The sequence below is a fragment of the Peribacillus sp. NPDC096447 genome (assembly GCF_044762725.1).
In the GTDB taxonomy this organism is placed as follows: domain Bacteria; phylum Bacillota; class Bacilli; order Bacillales; family DSM-1321; genus Peribacillus.
The window spans coordinates 254,250-273,254 of sequence record NZ_JBIWEV010000001.1; the positions used below are offsets into that span (position 1 = coordinate 254,250).

Here is a 19,005-nt window from a genome sequence, read left to right on the forward strand (position 1 = left end):
TCCAATAATCAAGTCTTCCAAATTTTATTTAATCCTTCAGTACGTAAAGAAGGTCTCATCTATAGTGTTTTCGCTTGCCAGCATGACAGCTAACTTAATCCGGGCCTTCTTGCTGTCATAGTCAGCGCCTAATATCACACCGCGTTGTTTTAAATCAAATGCGCTGCCTTCATAATCATAAGCTGGGTAAACTTTTCCTTCTTCCGCACTCGTAGTCATGATGATCGTTATGCCTTTATCGATTGCAGCCTGTATGGAAGTCACCATTACCGGTGTAACCTGTCCCCTTCCTACCCCCTCGAGCACGATGCCTTTCGCACCGTTTGCAACCGCAGCATCAATAAAGAGGCCATCAGCGCCTGTATGGCACTTGATGATATCCACCCTGGGAATGCGATCCCGAATATCATAACACTCCCTATGTAATGGTTTTTGATAGATGCTGACGACATCATTATCAATTATCCCCAAATATCCATAGCCAAAAGATACGAAACCCTGCAAATTGGAAGCATGAACTTTTTTGACATACTTGGCTGAATAGATCCGCTCATTAAAAACGACTACTACGCCGACGTCCCTTATAAGATCACTGGCAGCGCATAATATCGAATTCCTTAGATTGGAATATACATCGGTGCCCACCTCTTGAGGAGAACGTTGTGAGCCGGTTATTACGATTGGACGTTGATCCTTAGTCGTGACATCAAGGAAATAAGCCGTTTCCTCAAGTGTATCCGTACCGTGTGTCACGACGATTCCCGTAACATCAGGATCCTCCAATTCCTTTTGAATGGCTGACTTAAGCTGCTGCATTTTCTCGAAGGACATGGACATGCTTGAAATCTGGAAAAGATCAACTACTTTAACCTCGATATCGTTGGGCAATTCGCAAAGTGATGCCAACTCATGGCCAGTCAATGCACCAGAGGCCAACATACCATTTGCAGTTGCTTTACTGGCAATAGTCCCACCAGTCGTTATTAATGATATTTTTTCCATACGGTCCCAGCTCCTTATTTATATAATTCACTTTTCTTTAACAGCCAAATGATAAGCAATCAATCCACCATGGAACCTGCCGTTCTCGATGAAGATTTCGTTCGCATTATTTCCGGCTGCCAGAACTCCTGCAATATAAAGACCTCTAACGTTCGTCTCCATCGTTTCCTCGTTATATGCGGGCCTTCCAGTCTCCTTATCAATAGTAATGCCCATTGAAGCTAAAAATGAATGGTCAGGATGGTAGCCAGTCATAGCAAATACAAAATCATTTTTAATGACTTTTTCCTCATCACCTACATGATAGATGACGCTGTCTTCCGTTATCCTGTCAACATTCGCATTAAACTCCATCTTGATCGTTCCATTGCGGACCAATGATTCGAATTCGGGAAGGATCCAAGGTTTGATACTTGGAGAGTAATCAGTTCCTCTATAAAGGACTGAAACCCTTGCTCCTGATTTGACCAATTCCAGAGCTGCATCCACGCTTGAGTTTTTGCCACCGATGACGGCAACATCACAATTAAAGTAGGGGTGCCCCTCCTTGAAATAATGAAACACTTTAGGAAGCTGTTCACCCGGTATGCACATATAGTTCGGATGATCATAGTATCCGGTCGATACGATGACATGCTGAGCAGTATAGTCACTCTTCGATGTCTTGACTAAAAACTTCCCATCTTCATGCTTTTCCACTTTTTCCACTTTTTCGAATTTATTGACCCGCAATTCTTTCCTTCTGACGACCTCCCTATAATAGGCTAGCGCCTGATTGCGGACCGGTTTACGGTTTTCGATTATAAAAGCGATATCACCAATCTCCAGTTTTTCACTCGAACTGAAAAATGTTTGATGTGTCGGATAACGGTAAATGGAATCAACCACATTGCCTTTTTCAATGATCAGGGACTGTATTCCCACTTCTTTAAGAGCGATTGCAGCAGCCAATCCACAAGGGCCCCCACCTATGATAATGACTTCTTCAATATTCATCTTTATTCCACTGCCTTTCCATGCACTATGTAATTCGTTCGTCTAATAATAAAAACTCCTATCAATACATGATAGGAGTTTTTACAAATCATTTCAATGATAAAGCAATGAACATGATTTTAACTATAAATTAATACATGATTTGAATCTTTTAGATCCAACCACGGAAGCGAGAAGCTTCAGCCATTTTTCTTACGCCAATCATATAGGCCGCTAGGCGCATATCAACACGTCTTGATTGTGCAAGTTCATATATGTTATTAAAGGATTTCACAAGGATTTTTTCCAGCTTTTCGTCCACTTCTTCTTCAGACCAGTAATATCCTTGGTTATTTTGAACCCATTCGAAGTAAGAAACCGTTACACCACCAGCAGAAGCAAGGACATCAGGAACAAGAAGGATTCCGCGATCCGTTAGGATTTGTGTCGCTTCAATTGTTGTAGGTCCGTTAGCTGCCTCTACAACGATCGATGCTTTGATATCAGCAGCATTTTCTTCAGTGATTTGGTTTTCAATTGCTGCCGGAACTAGAATATCACATTCCAATTCAAGCAGTTCTTTATTTGAAATTGTGCTTTTAAACAATTTCGTTACGGTTCCGAAACTATCTCTCCGATCGAGAAGATAATCGATATCCAAGCCTTCAGGATCATGAAGAGCGCCATATGCATCCGAAATCCCAATAACTTTAGCACCTGCGTCATGCATGAATTTAGCTAAGAAACTACCTGCGTTACCAAAACCTTGAATGACGACCCGTGCCCCTTTAATATCGATGCCGCGTTTCTTGGCAGCTTCATTGATACAAATCGTTACACCCTTTGCAGTGGCTGATTCACGGCCATGGGAACCACCAAGCACTAGCGGTTTACCCGTAATGAATCCTGGCGAGTTGAATTCATCCATACGGCTGTATTCGTCCATCATCCAAGCCATGATTTGAGAGTTTGTGAACACATCAGGTGCCGGGATATCTTTAGTCGGCCCAACGATTTGGCTAATTGCGCGAACATAGCCCCGGCTCAGCCTTTCAAGCTCACGGAATGACATATTACGAGGATCACATACGATACCGCCTTTACCCCCGCCGTATGGCAAATCAACGATGCCGCATTTCAAACTCATCCAAATGGATAATGCCTTCACTTCACGTTCCGTTACATTAGGGTGAAAACGGATACCACCTTTTGTAGGCCCAACAGCATCGTTATGCTGTGCACGGTAACCCGTGAAAATATTAACCGATCCATCATCCATGCGGACTGGTATCTTCACCGTTAATAAGCGCAATGGTTCCTTCAACAGCTCAAAAACTTCTTCCGGGTAACCCAGCTTATCCAAAGCTTTATGTATTACAGTTTGGGTAGACCTCAGTACGTCGTGTTTTTCTTCTTCATTTACATGGCTATTGCCTTTTGCCGATTCCATTAAAGTACCTCCTAGAAAATCTCATCCATATATAAATCTATAATGTACAAATAGTCCTCTTCATGTGCTAGTATACACCTTCGATACAGATATGCAAGAGTAAAAATGGGAATTTAAAAGTTGGAAATATTCTAAAAATGAAAACGTTATCATATCAACTGTTTTCATACACTTTAACCGTATATCTTCTTCGGCCGAGAGTTGAGACAAATAAGGCAAACCGCATTGTTTTTTTCTAATGTGGCTGCCTTGTCTCATTCGTTTTACATCAACTAAAGTGTGTGAGCAAAACATGTATCGCTTCATTTTCGATTATACATGTTCCGTATTCATTGATGCGGCAGAGTGTCAAAGTAGATGCATGGCCATACTCAGCCGCTAAAGATATGACCGTGTCATAGGTGGTGTCTTTAACATTTTCGATAAGTAAATAGTATCTTCCCTCAAAATGATAAAGAGTACTTTTAAGCAAACCTTGAAAAGATAATCTATGAGATAATTGGACGATATCTTCAAAGTCATTGAAAACATACAGAATATGGGGGAAGTCATCAATTTTCACTTGTAAATCCAAGTACTCCTCTTCATCTGTCAATAATTCCTCTTCGTCCTTCGTCACAATGATTATCAATCCTTGAGCAGGCAAGGAGAAAATTTCAATTGCAATGGAGCCACTCATTTTAAAGCTGAGTTCTTCGCATGCTTCTTCGACCATATCCTGAAATAGCTTATGGACCTTTAAGGAATTCCCTAAAATATCTTCTTTTGTAATGCCTCTATCAATTAAATCATCAAGGGTCAAAAAAATCTTGATTTTATTATTAGTTAATCGCTCCAGCTTCATAAAAAAATGCCCCCTGGTTACCATCTTCATACATCATATGAAGCCTTGGTCGCAGGGTGCATATCCATTATTTCACCTAAGCCAGCGCAGCTAACCTTTCAGCCATTCCTCCCATTTAGATTGGGTGTCCCCCATTAAAACTCCGTTGAAGGCAGTACGGTTTTCTTCGGATATAAGGCTCAGCGCCGCGCCGCCAAGACCCACCTTCAAATCCGGGAAATCCTTTATTAATGCTTCAACCAGCATAAATGTTCCATCAAGATTCTCTTTCAGTGAACATGACATGAATAGGTATGAGGGCTTTATGATGTTTAAAACGGTGAAAAGGTCCTCATCAGCAATGGATTCACCTAAATAAATGGTTTCATACCCTTTCCGCTTCAAGAAAATGGTGAAGACCAACAGTCCGAATTCATGTTTTTCACCGGGAGCACAAACGGTAAGGGCTTTCGGAAGGAAACCATTAGTCGGAATCGCATGCATGACTGAACTGATCCTGGATTTTAGGATGTTCGACGCAAAGTGTTCATGAGCGGAAGTAATTTCTCCCCTTTCCCACTTATCCCCAATCTGAACCAATATTGAACCGAGTATTTCAACTATGGTTTGTTCGATTGTATACATACTGAATGCTTGGCTTATCAGTATATGGGCTTTATTTTCATTGAAATTTAATAGAGCTTCGATCAATTCATCCGATAACTTAACTGTTTGTTCATCCTTACGGTTCGTTTCAGTAACTCCAATCGCTTTAGTGCCAGTACTTTCGAGTAGTGAAACGGCTTGGCTTATTGTAAAACCTTGCTCTGTTTTATTGATGAGCCACTTAAGGATTTGCAGATGTTTTTCCGTATAAAGCCGGTGCCCTGATTCATTCCTGACAGGCTCGATAAATTTATAGCGCCTTTCCCATGCCCTTAGGGTTCCCGGCTGAATGTCCAGCAGTTTTGAAACTGCCTTTATATTATATTTACCTTCTTGCATGGTTTTACAAGGCCTCCAATAACTGTACGATCATTTGTTGAAATTATAGTGGATTTTTCAAAGTCTGTAAAATCCCGATATGCTCGTCTAAAAGCAGCCTAATAGGTTTTTTCCACTGCTTCGCCTATTTCAGTGTCCGTCCCCCTTTTCAGGGTGAACAGGTGCGTTTCCGGCTTAGCCTCAAGCCTTAAAGGCACTGCGCTTGTCCCATAGCCATTACTCGTCATATATAAGCAGTCCCCCTCTTTTTTTATGCTGCCGATCTGATATGGCCCGAATCCGAATATGCGAATCTGCCCGCCATGGGTGTGACCTGACAGGACAAAACTAATATGGTGTTCCGGAGTCAACTGATTCTTGACCAATGGATTATGGCTTACCAAAATCCGAAAACCTTCATTCCCGCAATCCGACAGTGCAAGGTCAAGCCTATCACGTTCTTCCGATATATCATCAATGCCCAGAAGAGCTATTTTGCTGCCATTTTGAGACTCAAAAGAAACAGCTGTATTATCAAGGATTTTCACACCATGTTTCAGAAGAGTCGCATCCAGTTCATGGAAGTCTCCTTCATAATCATTATTTCCCCAAACAAAATAAAGGGGGCCAATTTCTTTTAGTTTCAATATATTTTTTTCCACACGTTCTAAGGGAACCCCGCTTTCCCTAATGTCACCGCCGATTATCACCAAATCTGCCTTGTCACGAACTTCCTCTATTAATTTATCCGCAACAATCCGTCGATGAAGATCGGAAATGAAAAAAATCCGAACATCGCCAAAGCCTTCAGGAAAGTCTTTGAAATATAAGTCTTGAAAAATCACCCTATCTTGCATAGCCGTACGCCACATGTAAATGACCGTGGCAAATGACAGAAGAATGATGACTAAAAATAATCCAGATAACCAATACATCTTAGTTAAACCTTCTTTCCATCCTTATCCCAAACGTACTTTCATATAACCATAAAACCAAATTACCCGCAATTAAATATGATTTAACGCGCCCATCATTTATTTTCATGATATAAGTTAATATCATAATTCTTCTTCATCATTTCAAAAACCTTATGGCGATTTTTCCATTCTTCCTCTTTTTCCCATAATTGCTTACTTTTATTAATGATTTCACAGCGTAGCAGTTGAAACTCCTTCTCAGCTTTATCAAGCTTTTTTTTGATTAAAACCATATATCCATATAGGCCAATTGCTGCCGCCAAAAAAAGGAAATGGCTAAAATGATCGACGAAAACACTAAACATACTGAAAAAGGAATAGGAATAAGGTACAACGATATAAAAATAAAGATAAATCATAAAAAGGGCAGCAACAATCATGGTTGCCCATAAGCTTTGCAGGTGCTTCTTTTTAAGTGCCTCGAATTTTTTCTTTCGATCCACGACATTCTGAAGCATTTGTTTTGTTGCTTGATCCGTTTTCTCGTCCAATAAAATGATTGTCGATTCCATCGCATTTCCTCCTCTACTCTTTCAAATCATGATATGAAAGAGTAGAGGAAAAAATGATTAAGTACCTGTCACGTTTGGCTTCATACCGGGCCAAGTCAAGCAATTTTAAAAACACCCTGCCTATAAAGACAGAGTGCCATCGTTATTTCCTGATCGGAATTTTCAATACTTGACCTTTGGAAATTTCATTGCCATTCAGCCCATTCCACTCCTTGATCAGAGCAATCCCTTCCTGTGATTTGTAGTAATTCATAGAAATGCGAAATAATGTTTCTTGACCTTGAACAGTATGTAAGACAACTTTGTATCCCTCTTTATCCGTTTTCGCGGCTTGAACATTTTCGGCAGACTTTTTCTTTTCTGCGGCTTCCTTCCTTGCTTTTTCGTCAGCTATTTGCTGTGCTTTGGCTTTTTCTTCAGCCTCTTGCTCCGCTTTGGCCTTTTCCTCAGCTTCTTGCTTCGCTCTGGCTTTTTCTTCAGCCTCTTGCTCCGCTTTGGCCTTTTCCTCAGCTTCTTGCTCCGCTTTGGCCTTTTCTTCAGCTTCTTGCTTCGCTTTGGCCTTTTCTTCAGCTTCTTGCTTCGCTTTGGCTTTAGCCTCTGCTTCTTCTTTTTCCTTCTCCTCTTCAGCCTTTGCGGACTCTTTTTCCTTTAAATCTTCTGCCGTTGCTGTAGTTGGAATCGATTCATTATCTTCCCCACTCAAGATGACTTGGTCACTTTTCGTACCCTGTACAGGCCTATCCTGCAGATATGTATAAAGGGTATAAAATCCAATTGGAAGCAAAATAAAAAATAACGCTAATAATTGTATCATTGGGAACTTAATCTTCACTTTACTTTTTTTCTTTTTATTCTGGTGGACTTTGCTGCGCTTGGGCAATGATGTTTTAGCCTTCTGACGTTCAATTCGCGAACGAAGTTCACCAGCCTGATCATTTTCTTTTTCATTCTTTTGAACCCGGCTCATTCAAGTCACCCCCTTTCTTGCTCAACCCTCTTTGCTTTTTGTTCCTGATTAAAATACCAAGGATAAAGTCAATCAAAAAGTGGGCCGTAATCGTCACGATGATATTATTAGTCATTTCAAATAGAAAACCGATAAAGAAGCTCAAAACCAAAACATTTAAAAATAAAAACCAATTAAAAAGGTAACGATAATGAACGGCTGCAAAAATGAGGCTCGTAAGAAGCAAACCAAAATGTGTTTGCAGCACTCCTCGGAATAATAATTCTTCGCTTATCGCTACCACTAAAGCTACGACAAAAATCATCGGGTATGACAAATTACTGAAAATGCGTTCGTTAATGCCACCATCATCCTGATAGGAAGAGGGTGTCACTTTCATAAGCAATAAGTCTAATAGCACGACAATGACTCCTGCGGGAATTCCAATCAGCAAAATGTTCAGGTCATCATAGATAAATAAGTCGAAAAAGGCAGAACGGTCTTTAAATAAAATAATACCTAAAAAGATGGCTAACGTTAAGAGAATAATTTGTGTAAGAAACAAATTATATAGCAACTGTTTATCTGTAAGTTGTTTAATCATTTCAGCTTGCTTATTTTTCATTGCCATTTTCCTTTTTTAATAAGATATAAGCCAATTCCTTTTTCCACGAGGAAAAGGAATTGACCTGATCCACCTTGACTTCCGGCCATACATCAGCCATTTTTTCGGTATCCATCCCACAAATATCACAGCAGATGGGATTCACTTCCCGATGCTCTTCTTCAAAGTAGTCCAGTATTCCTAAACGTCGACATTCCGGTGCATAGATCCAATGCAGGAATTTATGAAGTTTTTCTTGATTCCTGGATTTCCTCTTTTGACAATACTCTTTCATCTCAGCCACTTGATGTAGGTTATTGCCCGTAATAAACTGGGTAAAAAAACGCAGCTGGACTTCGTTTAACGAAAAGGATTGAGACAGCTGTTCTTTTTCTGAGAGGGTCAAATTCACCGGAATCTTTTGTGATGCATTAAGGAAAGAACATACACCATCTATTTGCGAATCCGAAGGCAACTGTTGCTCCATCAAATGCAGCGGAAGCCCTTCATCCCCTTCGCAATATAATAAGACAGCCACACTTTGCTTCCCATCCCGTCCCGCCCTGCCTATCTCCTGAAGATATGCTTCCATCGTCGATGGGATATGAAAATGGATAACATATCTGACATCGGATTTATTCACACCCATTCCAAAAGCACTTGTTGCACATATAATCTTTAACTGGCCGGAAATGAATTGCTGCTGAATGAGCATCCTTTGTTCCTGTTCCATTCCACCGTGATAATAATTGGCACTATCGATCCCGTTTTCCTGTAAAAACCCTGTGACCGATTCCGCCACTTTTTTAGAGGAAAAATAAATAATCCCGCTTCCCGTAAATTTCCTGACAAGCTCCAGCACACGTGCTAGCTTCTCATCGTAGCTGAACATTCGCTCGACAATGATTGCAATATTTTCCCGATCAACAGATGAGACCGTTTCATTGACCGGCTCAATATTGAGTTTACCAACGATATCCCTCCGCACCTCATCGGTTGCAGTTGCTGTCAGGGCAAGAGTCAATGGATTGCTCAATTCACGCCTCACTTCTCCTAAATTCAAATAATCGGGACGGAAATCATACCCCCATTGTGAGATGCAGTGTGCTTCATCTATGACGAACAAGCCTATATCTATGGATTTCAAGGATTTTATCACACCATCCAGGCTTAGCATTTCAGGAGATAAAAAGATAAAACGATAACTATGCAACCGGTCGAAAGCTTTCCTTTTTTGATTTAATGTCAAAAAAGAGTTGAGGGTCAATACACTTTTTTCGCCACTCATCTTCAGCTGATCTGCCTGATCCTGCATTAATGATAATAACGGGGAGACAATTAGGACAGTCTTATTTAAAAGATAAGCCGGCAGCTGGTAACATAATGATTTACCTGATCCGGTCGGTAGCATTGCTAAAGTATGATTGCCGGACATCAATGATTCGACCACTTCCTTTTGTCCAGGACGGAATTCATCAAAACCGAATTTTTCTTTGAGGACTCGTTCTATATTCATCATCACTCACCTATTTTCGCAAGTACAAGTCTTATTTGGAAAAAGCTTATCTCTTTATTATCGACCATCTGCTTGATTGCTTTAAGCTTTTTCGTTCCAAGTTCCTTAATAGCTTCAGCAATTTTTCTCTCATCCTCGATAGACACATAATCTGAAATCGGAAAACTCTTGTCCGATAAGACAATTTCTACGAGGTGATCTTCGATGGTGTTGACTTTCAATCTGCGGATTTCAGCTATTTCACCCAGAGTTTTCCCTTCCTGGATGTATCGTAAAGTAGTCTGTGTAGATTGTGTCAAATGAGGATTTCCACTACTTTTCCAATCATTTGTTAATGTGGACAAGAGAGGGTATTCCTTTCCCGTTTCCATTTCAGCAAGCATTTGATGCAATGAGTCAAGGAAAGTAAAGCGAACATACTCTTCTTCTACGTCTTTCCTTTTTGCAATCTGTTCAAACGTAAGTCCAATCCTGTTAATCCCGGTTATTTTCAAAATGAAAATGTCTCGTTTCATTTCACTTTGACTTTCTAAAAGGGATATCAATTCATCATATAGATGTTGGGCAATCAACGCTCGATCCTGACGATTGGCATGTAAAAATTCCTTTACGAAGAATTGGATTTTGGGATTTCTTTGTATCGGATAAAAACGTCTTTCATTGTGGACAATATGGGATATGGTTTGAATGAGTAAGTTTAACCTTCCCCAGAAAACCGGGGTGATATTGTGATACTTCCAACCATTTATATACGCCGGAAAAGGATTATTTTTAAAGTAATCGACTAACATTCCCTCACCTTGCATACTAATTTCATATGCATCTGGTTTATCCGTTAAATTAATCAAGTCATGCTTTAGTAAATGTTCAATGTTTTGATTTAATTGCTGACGGGTAAATCGAGGTATTGTCCCAAAAATATCCGTTAGCCCGAATAAATGGGCATCCTGGATTGTTTGTGACGATTTCTTCCCCTGCAGCATATGGTATATAGCATAAATGGAGCGTTCGCCTTGAAATTTTTTTATCGCATATAGAATGATGGCCTGTAGATAATTATTCATGGGACTCACATCCTTGTTTCATTTAACCAATAAACCCATTGTAACAAATAACTGCAAAAATCGCCGTTATTATTGATGAATACAATGGAAATTATGTGACTAAATGACGAATCATGGAAAGAACCAAGTTAATTATTTCGATGTTTTCCGTTGACATTATGCTACATGATAGTTATTATCAATACAATTTCTATTGAAAAGTTTGGCATTCGGTCTTACAATAAGAAAGAGATAATAATCTGAAATAAAAAGATTATCAGTTGTCAATCAACTTAGGAGGGGTTATATTCATGGCTAAATTTACTATTGTGGATAAAGAAACATGCATAGCTTGTGGAGCTTGCGGAGCAGCGGCACCAGATATATATGATTACGATGACGAAGGGATTGCATTTGTTACCCTTGACGATAACGAGGGAATCGTTGAAATTCCTGATGTACTTATAGATGACATGATGGATGCATTTGAAGGATGCCCAACGGATTCTATTAAAGTCGCTGACGAGGCATTTGACGGAGATGCACTTAAATTCGAATAACGTACAAGCCATTTTCAATCGAAAATGGCTTTTCTTTTGCCCTCTCCCCATACCAAAATTAAACAGGCATAAAAAAACAACCGAATACGAATATCCGGTTGTTTTTTTATTTCTATCGTCAATGCCATTAAGCATTTTTATATAATGTTTGTTTATTGATCCATGTCTGTAATTTAATGAACAGCAACATGAATACAGATGTGATGAGTACGCCTTTTATCACATTGAAAGGCAAGATTGCCGTCGTAACGAACTTTCTTGACTCGGGTGCCGACATTGCATCCCATCCCATAAAGAAGGTATAAGCCGGTAAGAAGACATAATAGTTTAAAACACTCATGAATACTGCCATGGAAACTGTTCCCGCAAGTAAAGCGAATGTCATCCCTTTTTTTGAATTGATTTTCTGGAATACATAATAAGTCGGCAAGACAAACAGTATTCCGGCTATAAAGTTAGCGATATGCCCCACAGGTACAGCAGTCAAGGTCCCTGTCATGACTAAATCCAAAAGGTTCTTAATGAACTCGACTAGAATTCCAGCCATCGGTCCAAAAATTAATGCCGCCATCAGTGCTGGTATGTCGCTAAAATCAACATTGAGAAAAGGCGGGAATCCCGGAAACGGGAAATTTAAAAGCATCAATAAATAAGAAATGCTTCCCATCATGGCAAGTGTGACCGTTTTTTTCACTTTGTTCTTTTTCATAGGTCTCTCTCCTTCTTTTCCGATCTACCTGAAAAAGAGGTTAGGGTTCCAAAATATGTTGATGCTCAATAAAAAAACCTTTAATTCCAATAGAATTAAAGGGATAAATTAAAGGTTACATCAAACAAACGTTCAGCAAATAACTGTTGAAACGCACTCAGGAACCTCCATCTTCTCCCATCCAGACTATACTGTCGGCTTTGGAATCGCACCAAATCCTGCCTTGTAAGGCTCGCGGGCTTAGAAGAAGAAATTCCTTCATCACCGCCGGTGGGGAATTTCGCCCCGCCCCGAAGATAGATCTATAAAATTTTTTATACTTTCCATTATATCTGAATTACCTGTTTTTTGATAGCACTTTTTTTCTCAGTTGATTCATTTAGGTTGAATATCGATCGTCACAGTGAATGGCTTAAAACAAATAGTGGATACACAAAACGAAAATTCAAAATAATGAAAATTATTTTTTTATATTATTCAATCCTAGATGAAGCCATTTATATCGCGACATTAAACAGATGATCAGAAGATAACCATTCTATTAAGCGCTTACATCCAGATAAGCCAAATTGACATATTCAGCATTTCAATTGTAAAATTAACTGAAATTTAAGATATTTTTTTCCTAGGAAGGTGTTTAGACGTGTATCGGATTTTAGTAGCAGACGCCATTAAACCAGAAGGACTCGGACCGCTATCTGAGGCATCCAACATTCATCTCATTCAAAAGACCGTAGAGGAAGCTGCAAACGAACTTGATCAGATTGATGCAATTCTTGTAAGAAGTGCTACGAAGGTTTCGGAGGATTTAATGAACCGTATGCCGCAGCTAAAAATTATAGCACGCGCTGGTGTCGGTGTTGATAACATAGATATCCCCTCGGCGACAAAACGCGGGATTGTCGTGGTTAATGCACCTGACGGCAACACCATTTCAACAGCTGAACATACATTCGCCATGATGGCTTCATTAATGCGCCACATTCCGCAAGCTTATGCTTCACTGAAGAATGGGGAGTGGAAACGTTCTTCATATACGGGTACTGAACTTCGTGGTAAAACATTAGGAATAATTGGCTTTGGACGTATCGGAGGGGAAATTGCCAAACGCGCTAAGGTATTCGGCATGGATGTCATTGTCTATGATCCGTTCCTTACTGTCGATCGTGCAAAGAAAATGTCCGTAACGGCCCTGCCGTTAGATGAATTGCTTCCTAAAGCAGACATCATTACTGTTCATACACCACTTACGAATGAAACTAGAGGATTAATCAATAAAGAAAAACTGCTTACCTGTAAAAAAGGGGTTTATGTACTGAACTGCGCCCGGGGCGGTATTCTGGACGAAGATGATTTATATGAAATGTTAGTTCAAGGACATGTTGCAGGGGCGGCGCTGGACGTTTTCGTCGAAGAACCTCCACTTGGCCATAAACTGCTTGAACTGGATAGCGTCATTGCTACACCGCATCTGGGTGCTTCCACTAAAGAAGCCCAATTAAATGTTGCCGTTCAGGTTGCCCAAGAAGTATTGACCTATTTCGAAGGAAATCCAGTCTCAAGTTCGATCAACCTTCCAGCCATATCTAAAGAAGTGTTTGAAAAGGTACAGCCATTCTATCAACTTGTTCAGCAAATGGGATCCATTGCTTCTCAGTGCATGAATGAAGGAATTCAGGAAATCTCCGTTACGTATGCAGGAGAATCATTGGATTTTGATACAGCGATTCTTACAAAAAGTCTAATCTCTGGATTTTTGAGATCAAGAGTCGATGCATCAGTAAATGAAGTGAATGCCTTGTTGATCGCAAAAGAGCGTGGCATAACCGTTGGTGAAAAAATCTCTACGGACTCTTTAGGTTACTCGAATTTGATCAGCCTTAAAGTAAAAGGTGACCACCGTGAATTAACAATCAGTGGGACCTATATCGAAAATTACGGTTCTCGTATTGTAAGTTTGAATGGTTTCAAAATCGACTTTCATCCAGAACCGAATTTACTTTATATCCAGCATACCGATAAACCTGGTGTAATCGGTAACGTAGGTAAGGTCCTGGGTGATCACGGAGTGAATATAGCCACCATGCAGGTTGGCCGAAAAGAAGCTGGCGGGGAAGCCATCATGGTTTTGAGCTTTGATTTACCATTGGAAGATAACATGAAACAATTTTTAATGGAAACAGAAGAAATTACATTCATGGCCCGTATTTCATTATAAGAAAAAAAAGTGCCCGTCATCGCGGGCACTTTTTCTGTGAATGAAAGGGGCTTTTGACAACCATGGACAGGGTGTTTATAACGCACCATCATATGGAAAACCTTCATATTTATTTAGACTTTGCCCGCTGCATCAATTCACTCGGTTCGGTGCTTTGGGCACCAATATGTCTTCAGTTAAGTTCAGCTGGCCTACCTCTTCAATTGGAGCATTTTCAAACTTCACTTTTTCAAAACCAAAATCCTTAGCTATGAAGAGTATGGCTTCTAAAGCTTGAAGGGATTCCTCACTATTTTCAATAGCAGCTTGATCTGATAATTGAATGATCACAAGATCTCCATTTGAGCTTATCCTTTCCCATTTCAGGTCAGGCGGGATTGCAGGTGAAATTCCCTCGATGTCTGCCTCCCCTTTTCCAGCCTGCAGCGCCTCCTCAAAGTCCTGATATCCCATATTGCTTGGAACAAGAAACCTTGGGGAGGACTCATCCTTTTGGTAAAGCAGGTATGTGCGATTTTTTTGATGAGGTATATCCACCTCCTTTAAATATCCCGCATGCGCAAACATGGCACCTTGCTCACCATCTGTAGAAAATGTCATTTTATCTATATTATTATAGGAAAGCGTATCCTCCATCGAATGGAGAAAAAGTGTATCTTCATCCAATAGTTGGCTTTTTTCTTGAAAATCAATATGAGCAGTGGCCGTATCGTTTCCTTGGCTAATCTTTATATCAAGTGGAAAATAGTCAGATAGCCCATATTGCTCTTCATTGATATCGGACATTTGATTAACTAACTCTTTCAATGTATCACCTTGATCATAATGTTTGAGTTTAATTGAAATGGGAACGATGAAATTCATTTGATCATCTGGGATACCCATCGTAATGATCGATGCATTGTTAAGGTCATCTTGATAGATCGCTTGTGCAAAGTTTTTTTCCTTTTTCCCTTTTCCGGGTTCCATTTCTGAAACCTCGTCTTTAGATTCGATTTTTGCTTGCTTACTCGAAAACTCTTGATAATCCTGTTTATCTTCTGGAGGATTTTCTTTGTTGTTTGCATCCTGCCGTTCATGATCTGCCGTTTCCTTATTTTCAGATAGAGATAATTTCCCACTACTGCCGCTGCCCTCTTGACTTGTCGTTCCTTTTTTTTCAATAATTAACGATGATGCCAAAACAACCATTAAGAATAAGGAGGCAACACCCGCAATTAGAGGTATCCAGTGTTTCTTTCTCTTTTTATCATGTATTCTCTCAAACACCTCTGACTTGGTTCGGTCATCTTTAAATTTCGGAAGCTCTCGGAGCAAGTCTTCAATTTCGCTTTCTTTCCAACGGGACCTTCTCAATGCGGTGGCCCTCCTTTCCTGATAAATCCTCCATCAACTTTTTAATAGCCTTCAAAGCACGGTGCTGGGTTGTTTTTACCTTACTTTCACTCCAATTCAATACTTCAGCAGTTTCCGTAATGGACAATCCCTGAATATATCGTAAAATGATGACGGATCTTTGATTCGTGGTACACCGGTTTAAGCATTGATAAATATCTTGGATTTCATCGTTCATGATAGCCACTTCTTCGGGAATGGGTTCTTTATCTTTTATCAATTGCCTATCCCAATCAAAGTTAGGAAAGATTTTGTCTTTCCACCCTTTTTGTTTTCGAAAGTAATCAATCGTCACATTTCTAGCAATCGAATACATCCACGTTTTTTCACTGCTCTTTCCTTCGAAGCGTTCATACGCCTTCATCACCCGGATATAGACCTCCTGAACAAGGTCCTCAGCCGTTTCTCGATTCTTAGTCATATAAAAAATGAATTGATAAATTTCCTGATGATATTTCTCATAAAGATCGTGGAAAACGGAATCCATCATTTCCCCACATCCGTTCATAAATATAGTCGTCAATCCTAAACAAAAGTTACATACTTCGGCTTTTATCTTATTATAAAATTCTGTTAATTTCCAAATATTCGGGACTTATCTGTTTCCTAAAAAAAACAAAGACAAGTTGGAAAGAAATCCAATTGCCTTTGTCTTCTCAGTTCCTTATGAAACAAGATTTTTTGGCAAGCCACCCGTCATTCATTCAGCATTCTCCAAAATTCGAGGCAGGATAAAACTGAACGTTGTCCCTTTATTAGGTAAACTGTTTACCGATATGAAGCCATCATGGGCATTGATTATATTTTTTACGATTGCCAACCCCAATCCGGTGCCCGAACGCCCGCGGGTCCTTGCTTTATCCGCTTTATAAAACCTCTCGAATACAAAAGGTAAATCCTCTTCGGGAATTCCAGATCCAGAGTCTTTCACATCAATGATCAGACCCCTTCGATCACTTGTCCTCTGAATGACATCAATGTTACCTCCTGGAGGAGTATGACGAATCGCATTATCAATTAAATTCGTCAAAACCTGTTCAATACGGTCCGGATCGAAATGCCATTGAATTTGCTCATCTTCAAGACTGGCTGATATTGTGATCCCTTTTTCTTTAGCTAGCCCGGAAAACTTACTTGTAATCCTCTTTAAATAAGGAGAAATAGGTACACATTCATAGCTAAGGTTCATTTTACCCGATTCCAATTTAGCTAGATCGAGCAGATCATTGACTAAACGTCCCATTCTCAAAGACTCATCATAGATTATGCGGGCCATTTCCACCTTTTCCTCTTCACTGCTCGCAATGTCATCTACGATCGCTTCACTATATCCCTGCAACATTGAAATCGGCGTCCTTAACTCATGGGAGACATTCGCTATGAAATCAGTCCTAAGTTTGTCCATACGTCTTTCATCACTCATATCCCGTATGATGGCCACCGCTCCCCGAATATTGTCGGCATTTGTATATAGCGGACTGACAATCAATCCCCAATCACGGCCCTGCAAGGTAATTTCACCGACCTTCTCCTTATTGAAGGATTCTGATTCATCAAAAAGATTCATTAAAACCAAGGGGACATTCACATTATCTTCCCGGTTATAGCCCTTTTCAAAGTACCAGGATTGCAGAAACCTTTCCGCGGGCGGATTCGTTTCAAGAATTGTGCCATCTTTATTGAAGGTAATGACCCCATCTGCCATACTGCTGAGAATGCTTGAGAGATGTTCCTTTTCCTGACTAAGTGCATTCATATTGAATTTCAGCTGCTTCCTCATCTGATTAAACGCTATGGCCAGCTCACCGATTTCATCTTGAGTCAGAATTGGAACCTTTGTATCAAATTTCCCCCGGGCAATCGCTAGAGCTGCTTCCCTCATCTTCACCAATGGGGCATTGATTCTTGTGGATAAAAAGAAAGCAAAAATCGTTGTCAAAATAATGGCGATGCCCGCTGCCAATAAAATGAACTGTGTAGTGGATTTTGTGGTTTCTTCCATGGACTCCAACGATTGAAATAGAAAAACTTCATCCTGTTCCCCATTCAATTCAAGTGGAATGCCTACTACGATTGCTGACAATCCCTCGTTATCCGCATCATCGGAAAGCGCCATTTCCTTTTTAACAGTCTTTCTTTCCGTAAAAACCTTGAGTAATTCGGGATCATTTTTTATGAGTTCCGGTGTGATTTCGAACTCATTATCTCCTCCCATGGATGAGAATATCATTTTGTCATCATTAAGAATGATCATTTTCGCTTCGTTGCCTATTAGTTCCGAAGCTATTTGTAAAACCTCATTGCTGGATCCCTGATGTTCATTGGTAACCTTAATGATTTGTTCAGCGGTTTTGGTTAAATCATTTTCAATATTTTCAATTTGGAAATTCTCAAAGAATTCGACCAGCAGAACGGTTAAAACGATTAATACAAATGACACGAGCAATAGGATCGTTGCCCATAGCTTCCCTACAACACTGCCCCATAGCATCAGTCATTAACGACTTCGAACTTGTAACCTACACCCCAAACGGTGACAATCATCTTAGCTGCGTTTTCGGATATGCGGTTTAATTTTTCACGTAAGCGTTTAACATGCGTGTCTACAGTTCGAAGATCTCCAAAGAATTCATAGTGCCACACTTCTTTTAACAATTGCTCCCGATCGAAAACCTTATCTGGGGATTTCGCCAAGAAATATAATAATTCATATTCTTTTGGTGTTAATGAAACCTCTTTGTTATCCGCAAGTACACGGTGGGCATCATTATCAATGGTTAGATGTGGGAAGACGATCACATCTTTTGCCGTCGTCTCCGTCTGCATATAACTTGTGCTTGACGAGCGACGTAATAAAGCCTTAACCCTTAACACGACTTCCCGGGGACTGAAAGGCTTTACGATATAATCATCGGTCCCCACTTCGAACCCTTGAACGCGGTTTACTTCTTCACCTTTAGCAGTCAGCATGATAATCGGTGTCGTTTTCTTTTCCCTTAATTCACGGCAAACTTCGATTCCATCTTTACCAGGCATCATAATATCCAATAAAATTAAATCATAATCATTTTCAAGGGCTTTTGTTAAAGCCACATCTCCATTTTCAGCCTCATCGATCATGTATTCTTCTCTTTCCAAATACATCTTTAGCAGCCGGCGGATTCTTTCCTCATCATCCACCACGAGAATTTTAATAGCATTATACATTATGTATCAGCCTCCTATTCATATATTCTACAAAATGAAAACTTCCATGACTAATACTTTTTCCTTACAAAGTACGATAAAGAG

General features: G+C 40.0%; 18 protein-coding genes and 1 riboswitch. Of the genes, 2 read left to right on the forward strand and 16 right to left on the reverse strand.

Annotated features, from left to right (window positions below; genetic code table 11):
• Positions 1-36: 36 nt before the first annotated feature.
• The 11 genes from ACIQZD_RS01250 to ACIQZD_RS01300 all read right to left on the reverse strand — a co-directional run bounded on the left by ACIQZD_RS01250 (position 37) and on the right by ACIQZD_RS01300 (position 10,853).
• Positions 37-1,002 carry an asparaginase gene (locus ACIQZD_RS01250; protein WP_402897446.1) on the reverse strand — a complete coding sequence of 322 codons (966 nt, stop codon included), beginning with the start codon at positions 1,000-1,002 and terminating at the stop codon, positions 37-39.
• 27 nt (positions 1,003-1,029) lie between these two features.
• Positions 1,030-1,998, reverse strand: a complete 969-nt coding sequence (locus ACIQZD_RS01255; RefSeq protein ID WP_402897448.1) for a YpdA family putative bacillithiol disulfide reductase — start codon at positions 1,996-1,998, stop codon at positions 1,030-1,032.
• A gap of 151 nt (positions 1,999-2,149) precedes the next feature.
• Entirely contained in the window at positions 2,150-3,427 is a 1,278-nt protein-coding gene (locus ACIQZD_RS01260; protein WP_402897450.1) for a Glu/Leu/Phe/Val family dehydrogenase, read from the reverse strand.
• Positions 3,428-3,695: 268 nt separating this feature from the next.
• Positions 3,696-4,271 carry a genetic competence negative regulator gene (locus ACIQZD_RS01265; protein ID WP_101222440.1) on the reverse strand — a complete coding sequence of 192 codons (576 nt, stop codon included), beginning with the start codon at positions 4,269-4,271 and terminating at the stop codon, positions 3,696-3,698.
• 90 nt (positions 4,272-4,361) lie between these two features.
• Positions 4,362-5,255, reverse strand: a complete 894-nt coding sequence (locus ACIQZD_RS01270; RefSeq protein WP_402897452.1) for a MerR family transcriptional regulator — start codon at positions 5,253-5,255, stop codon at positions 4,362-4,364.
• A gap of 98 nt (positions 5,256-5,353) precedes the next feature.
• Positions 5,354-6,169: a metallophosphoesterase gene (locus ACIQZD_RS01275; RefSeq protein ID WP_402897454.1), complete on the reverse strand. Its 816-nt coding sequence runs from the start codon at positions 6,167-6,169 to the stop codon at positions 5,354-5,356.
• Between the two features lie 95 nt (positions 6,170-6,264).
• A complete protein-coding gene (locus tag ACIQZD_RS01280) occupies positions 6,265-6,723 on the reverse strand; it encodes a YpbF family protein (RefSeq protein WP_137016062.1) in 459 nt (152 codons plus the stop codon).
• 142 nt (positions 6,724-6,865) lie between these two features.
• Positions 6,866-7,690 carry a LysM peptidoglycan-binding domain-containing protein gene (locus ACIQZD_RS01285; RefSeq protein WP_402897457.1) on the reverse strand — a complete coding sequence of 275 codons (825 nt, stop codon included), beginning with the start codon at positions 7,688-7,690 and terminating at the stop codon, positions 6,866-6,868.
• Positions 7,668-8,294 (reverse strand): CPBP family intramembrane glutamic endopeptidase, encoded by a 627-nt coding sequence (locus ACIQZD_RS01290; protein ID WP_402897459.1) that lies wholly within the window; start codon positions 8,292-8,294, stop codon positions 7,668-7,670. The genes ACIQZD_RS01285 and ACIQZD_RS01290 overlap by 23 nt, the downstream gene beginning before the upstream one ends.
• On the reverse strand, positions 8,284-9,789 hold the full coding sequence (locus tag ACIQZD_RS01295; RefSeq protein WP_402897461.1) for a RecQ family ATP-dependent DNA helicase: 1,506 nt from the start codon (positions 9,787-9,789) through the stop codon (positions 8,284-8,286). Before ACIQZD_RS01295 ends, ACIQZD_RS01290 begins: the two co-directional genes overlap by 11 nt.
• A gap of 2 nt (positions 9,790-9,791) precedes the next feature.
• Complete coding sequence (locus ACIQZD_RS01300) at positions 9,792-10,853, reverse strand: YpbB family protein (protein ID WP_402897463.1); 1,062 nt, start codon at positions 10,851-10,853, stop codon at positions 9,792-9,794.
• A 290-nt stretch (positions 10,854-11,143) separates the two neighbouring features.
• Here ACIQZD_RS01300 and ACIQZD_RS01305 point away from each other — a divergent pair, with 290 nt between their 5' ends.
• Positions 11,144-11,392: a ferredoxin gene (locus tag ACIQZD_RS01305; protein WP_034308087.1), complete on the forward strand. Its 249-nt coding sequence runs from the start codon at positions 11,144-11,146 to the stop codon at positions 11,390-11,392.
• A gap of 127 nt (positions 11,393-11,519) precedes the next feature.
• On the opposite strand, the gene ACIQZD_RS01310 is transcribed toward ACIQZD_RS01305, so the two are convergent.
• A complete protein-coding gene (locus ACIQZD_RS01310) occupies positions 11,520-12,101 on the reverse strand; it encodes an ECF transporter S component (RefSeq protein ID WP_214750431.1) in 582 nt (193 codons plus the stop codon).
• Positions 12,102-12,266: 165 nt separating this feature from the next.
• Positions 12,267-12,403, reverse strand: a riboswitch (FMN riboswitch).
• A 341-nt stretch (positions 12,404-12,744) separates the two neighbouring features.
• Here ACIQZD_RS01310 and serA point away from each other — a divergent pair.
• The gene (gene serA / locus ACIQZD_RS01315; RefSeq protein ID WP_402897466.1) at positions 12,745-14,319 is read left to right on the forward strand and encodes a phosphoglycerate dehydrogenase; all 1,575 of its coding nucleotides are present in this window, start codon (positions 12,745-12,747) and stop codon (positions 14,317-14,319) included.
• Positions 14,320-14,451: 132 nt separating this feature from the next.
• Here serA and ACIQZD_RS01320 read toward each other — a convergent pair whose 3' ends face one another.
• The 4 genes from ACIQZD_RS01320 to ACIQZD_RS01335 form a co-directional block, all read right to left on the reverse strand.
• Entirely contained in the window at positions 14,452-15,675 is a 1,224-nt protein-coding gene (locus ACIQZD_RS01320) for a hypothetical protein (protein ID WP_402897468.1), read from the reverse strand.
• Positions 15,641-16,201 carry an RNA polymerase sigma factor SigX gene (gene sigX / locus ACIQZD_RS01325; RefSeq protein ID WP_101223453.1) on the reverse strand — a complete coding sequence of 187 codons (561 nt, stop codon included), beginning with the start codon at positions 16,199-16,201 and terminating at the stop codon, positions 15,641-15,643. The genes ACIQZD_RS01320 and sigX overlap by 35 nt, the downstream gene beginning before the upstream one ends.
• 213 nt (positions 16,202-16,414) lie before the next feature.
• Positions 16,415-18,208, reverse strand: a complete 1,794-nt coding sequence (locus tag ACIQZD_RS01330; RefSeq protein WP_402899832.1) for an ATP-binding protein — start codon at positions 18,206-18,208, stop codon at positions 16,415-16,417.
• Positions 18,205-18,921: a response regulator gene (locus ACIQZD_RS01335; protein ID WP_101222452.1), complete on the reverse strand. Its 717-nt coding sequence runs from the start codon at positions 18,919-18,921 to the stop codon at positions 18,205-18,207. Before ACIQZD_RS01335 ends, ACIQZD_RS01330 begins: the two co-directional genes overlap by 4 nt.
• Between the last annotated feature and the right edge of the window lie 84 nt (positions 18,922-19,005).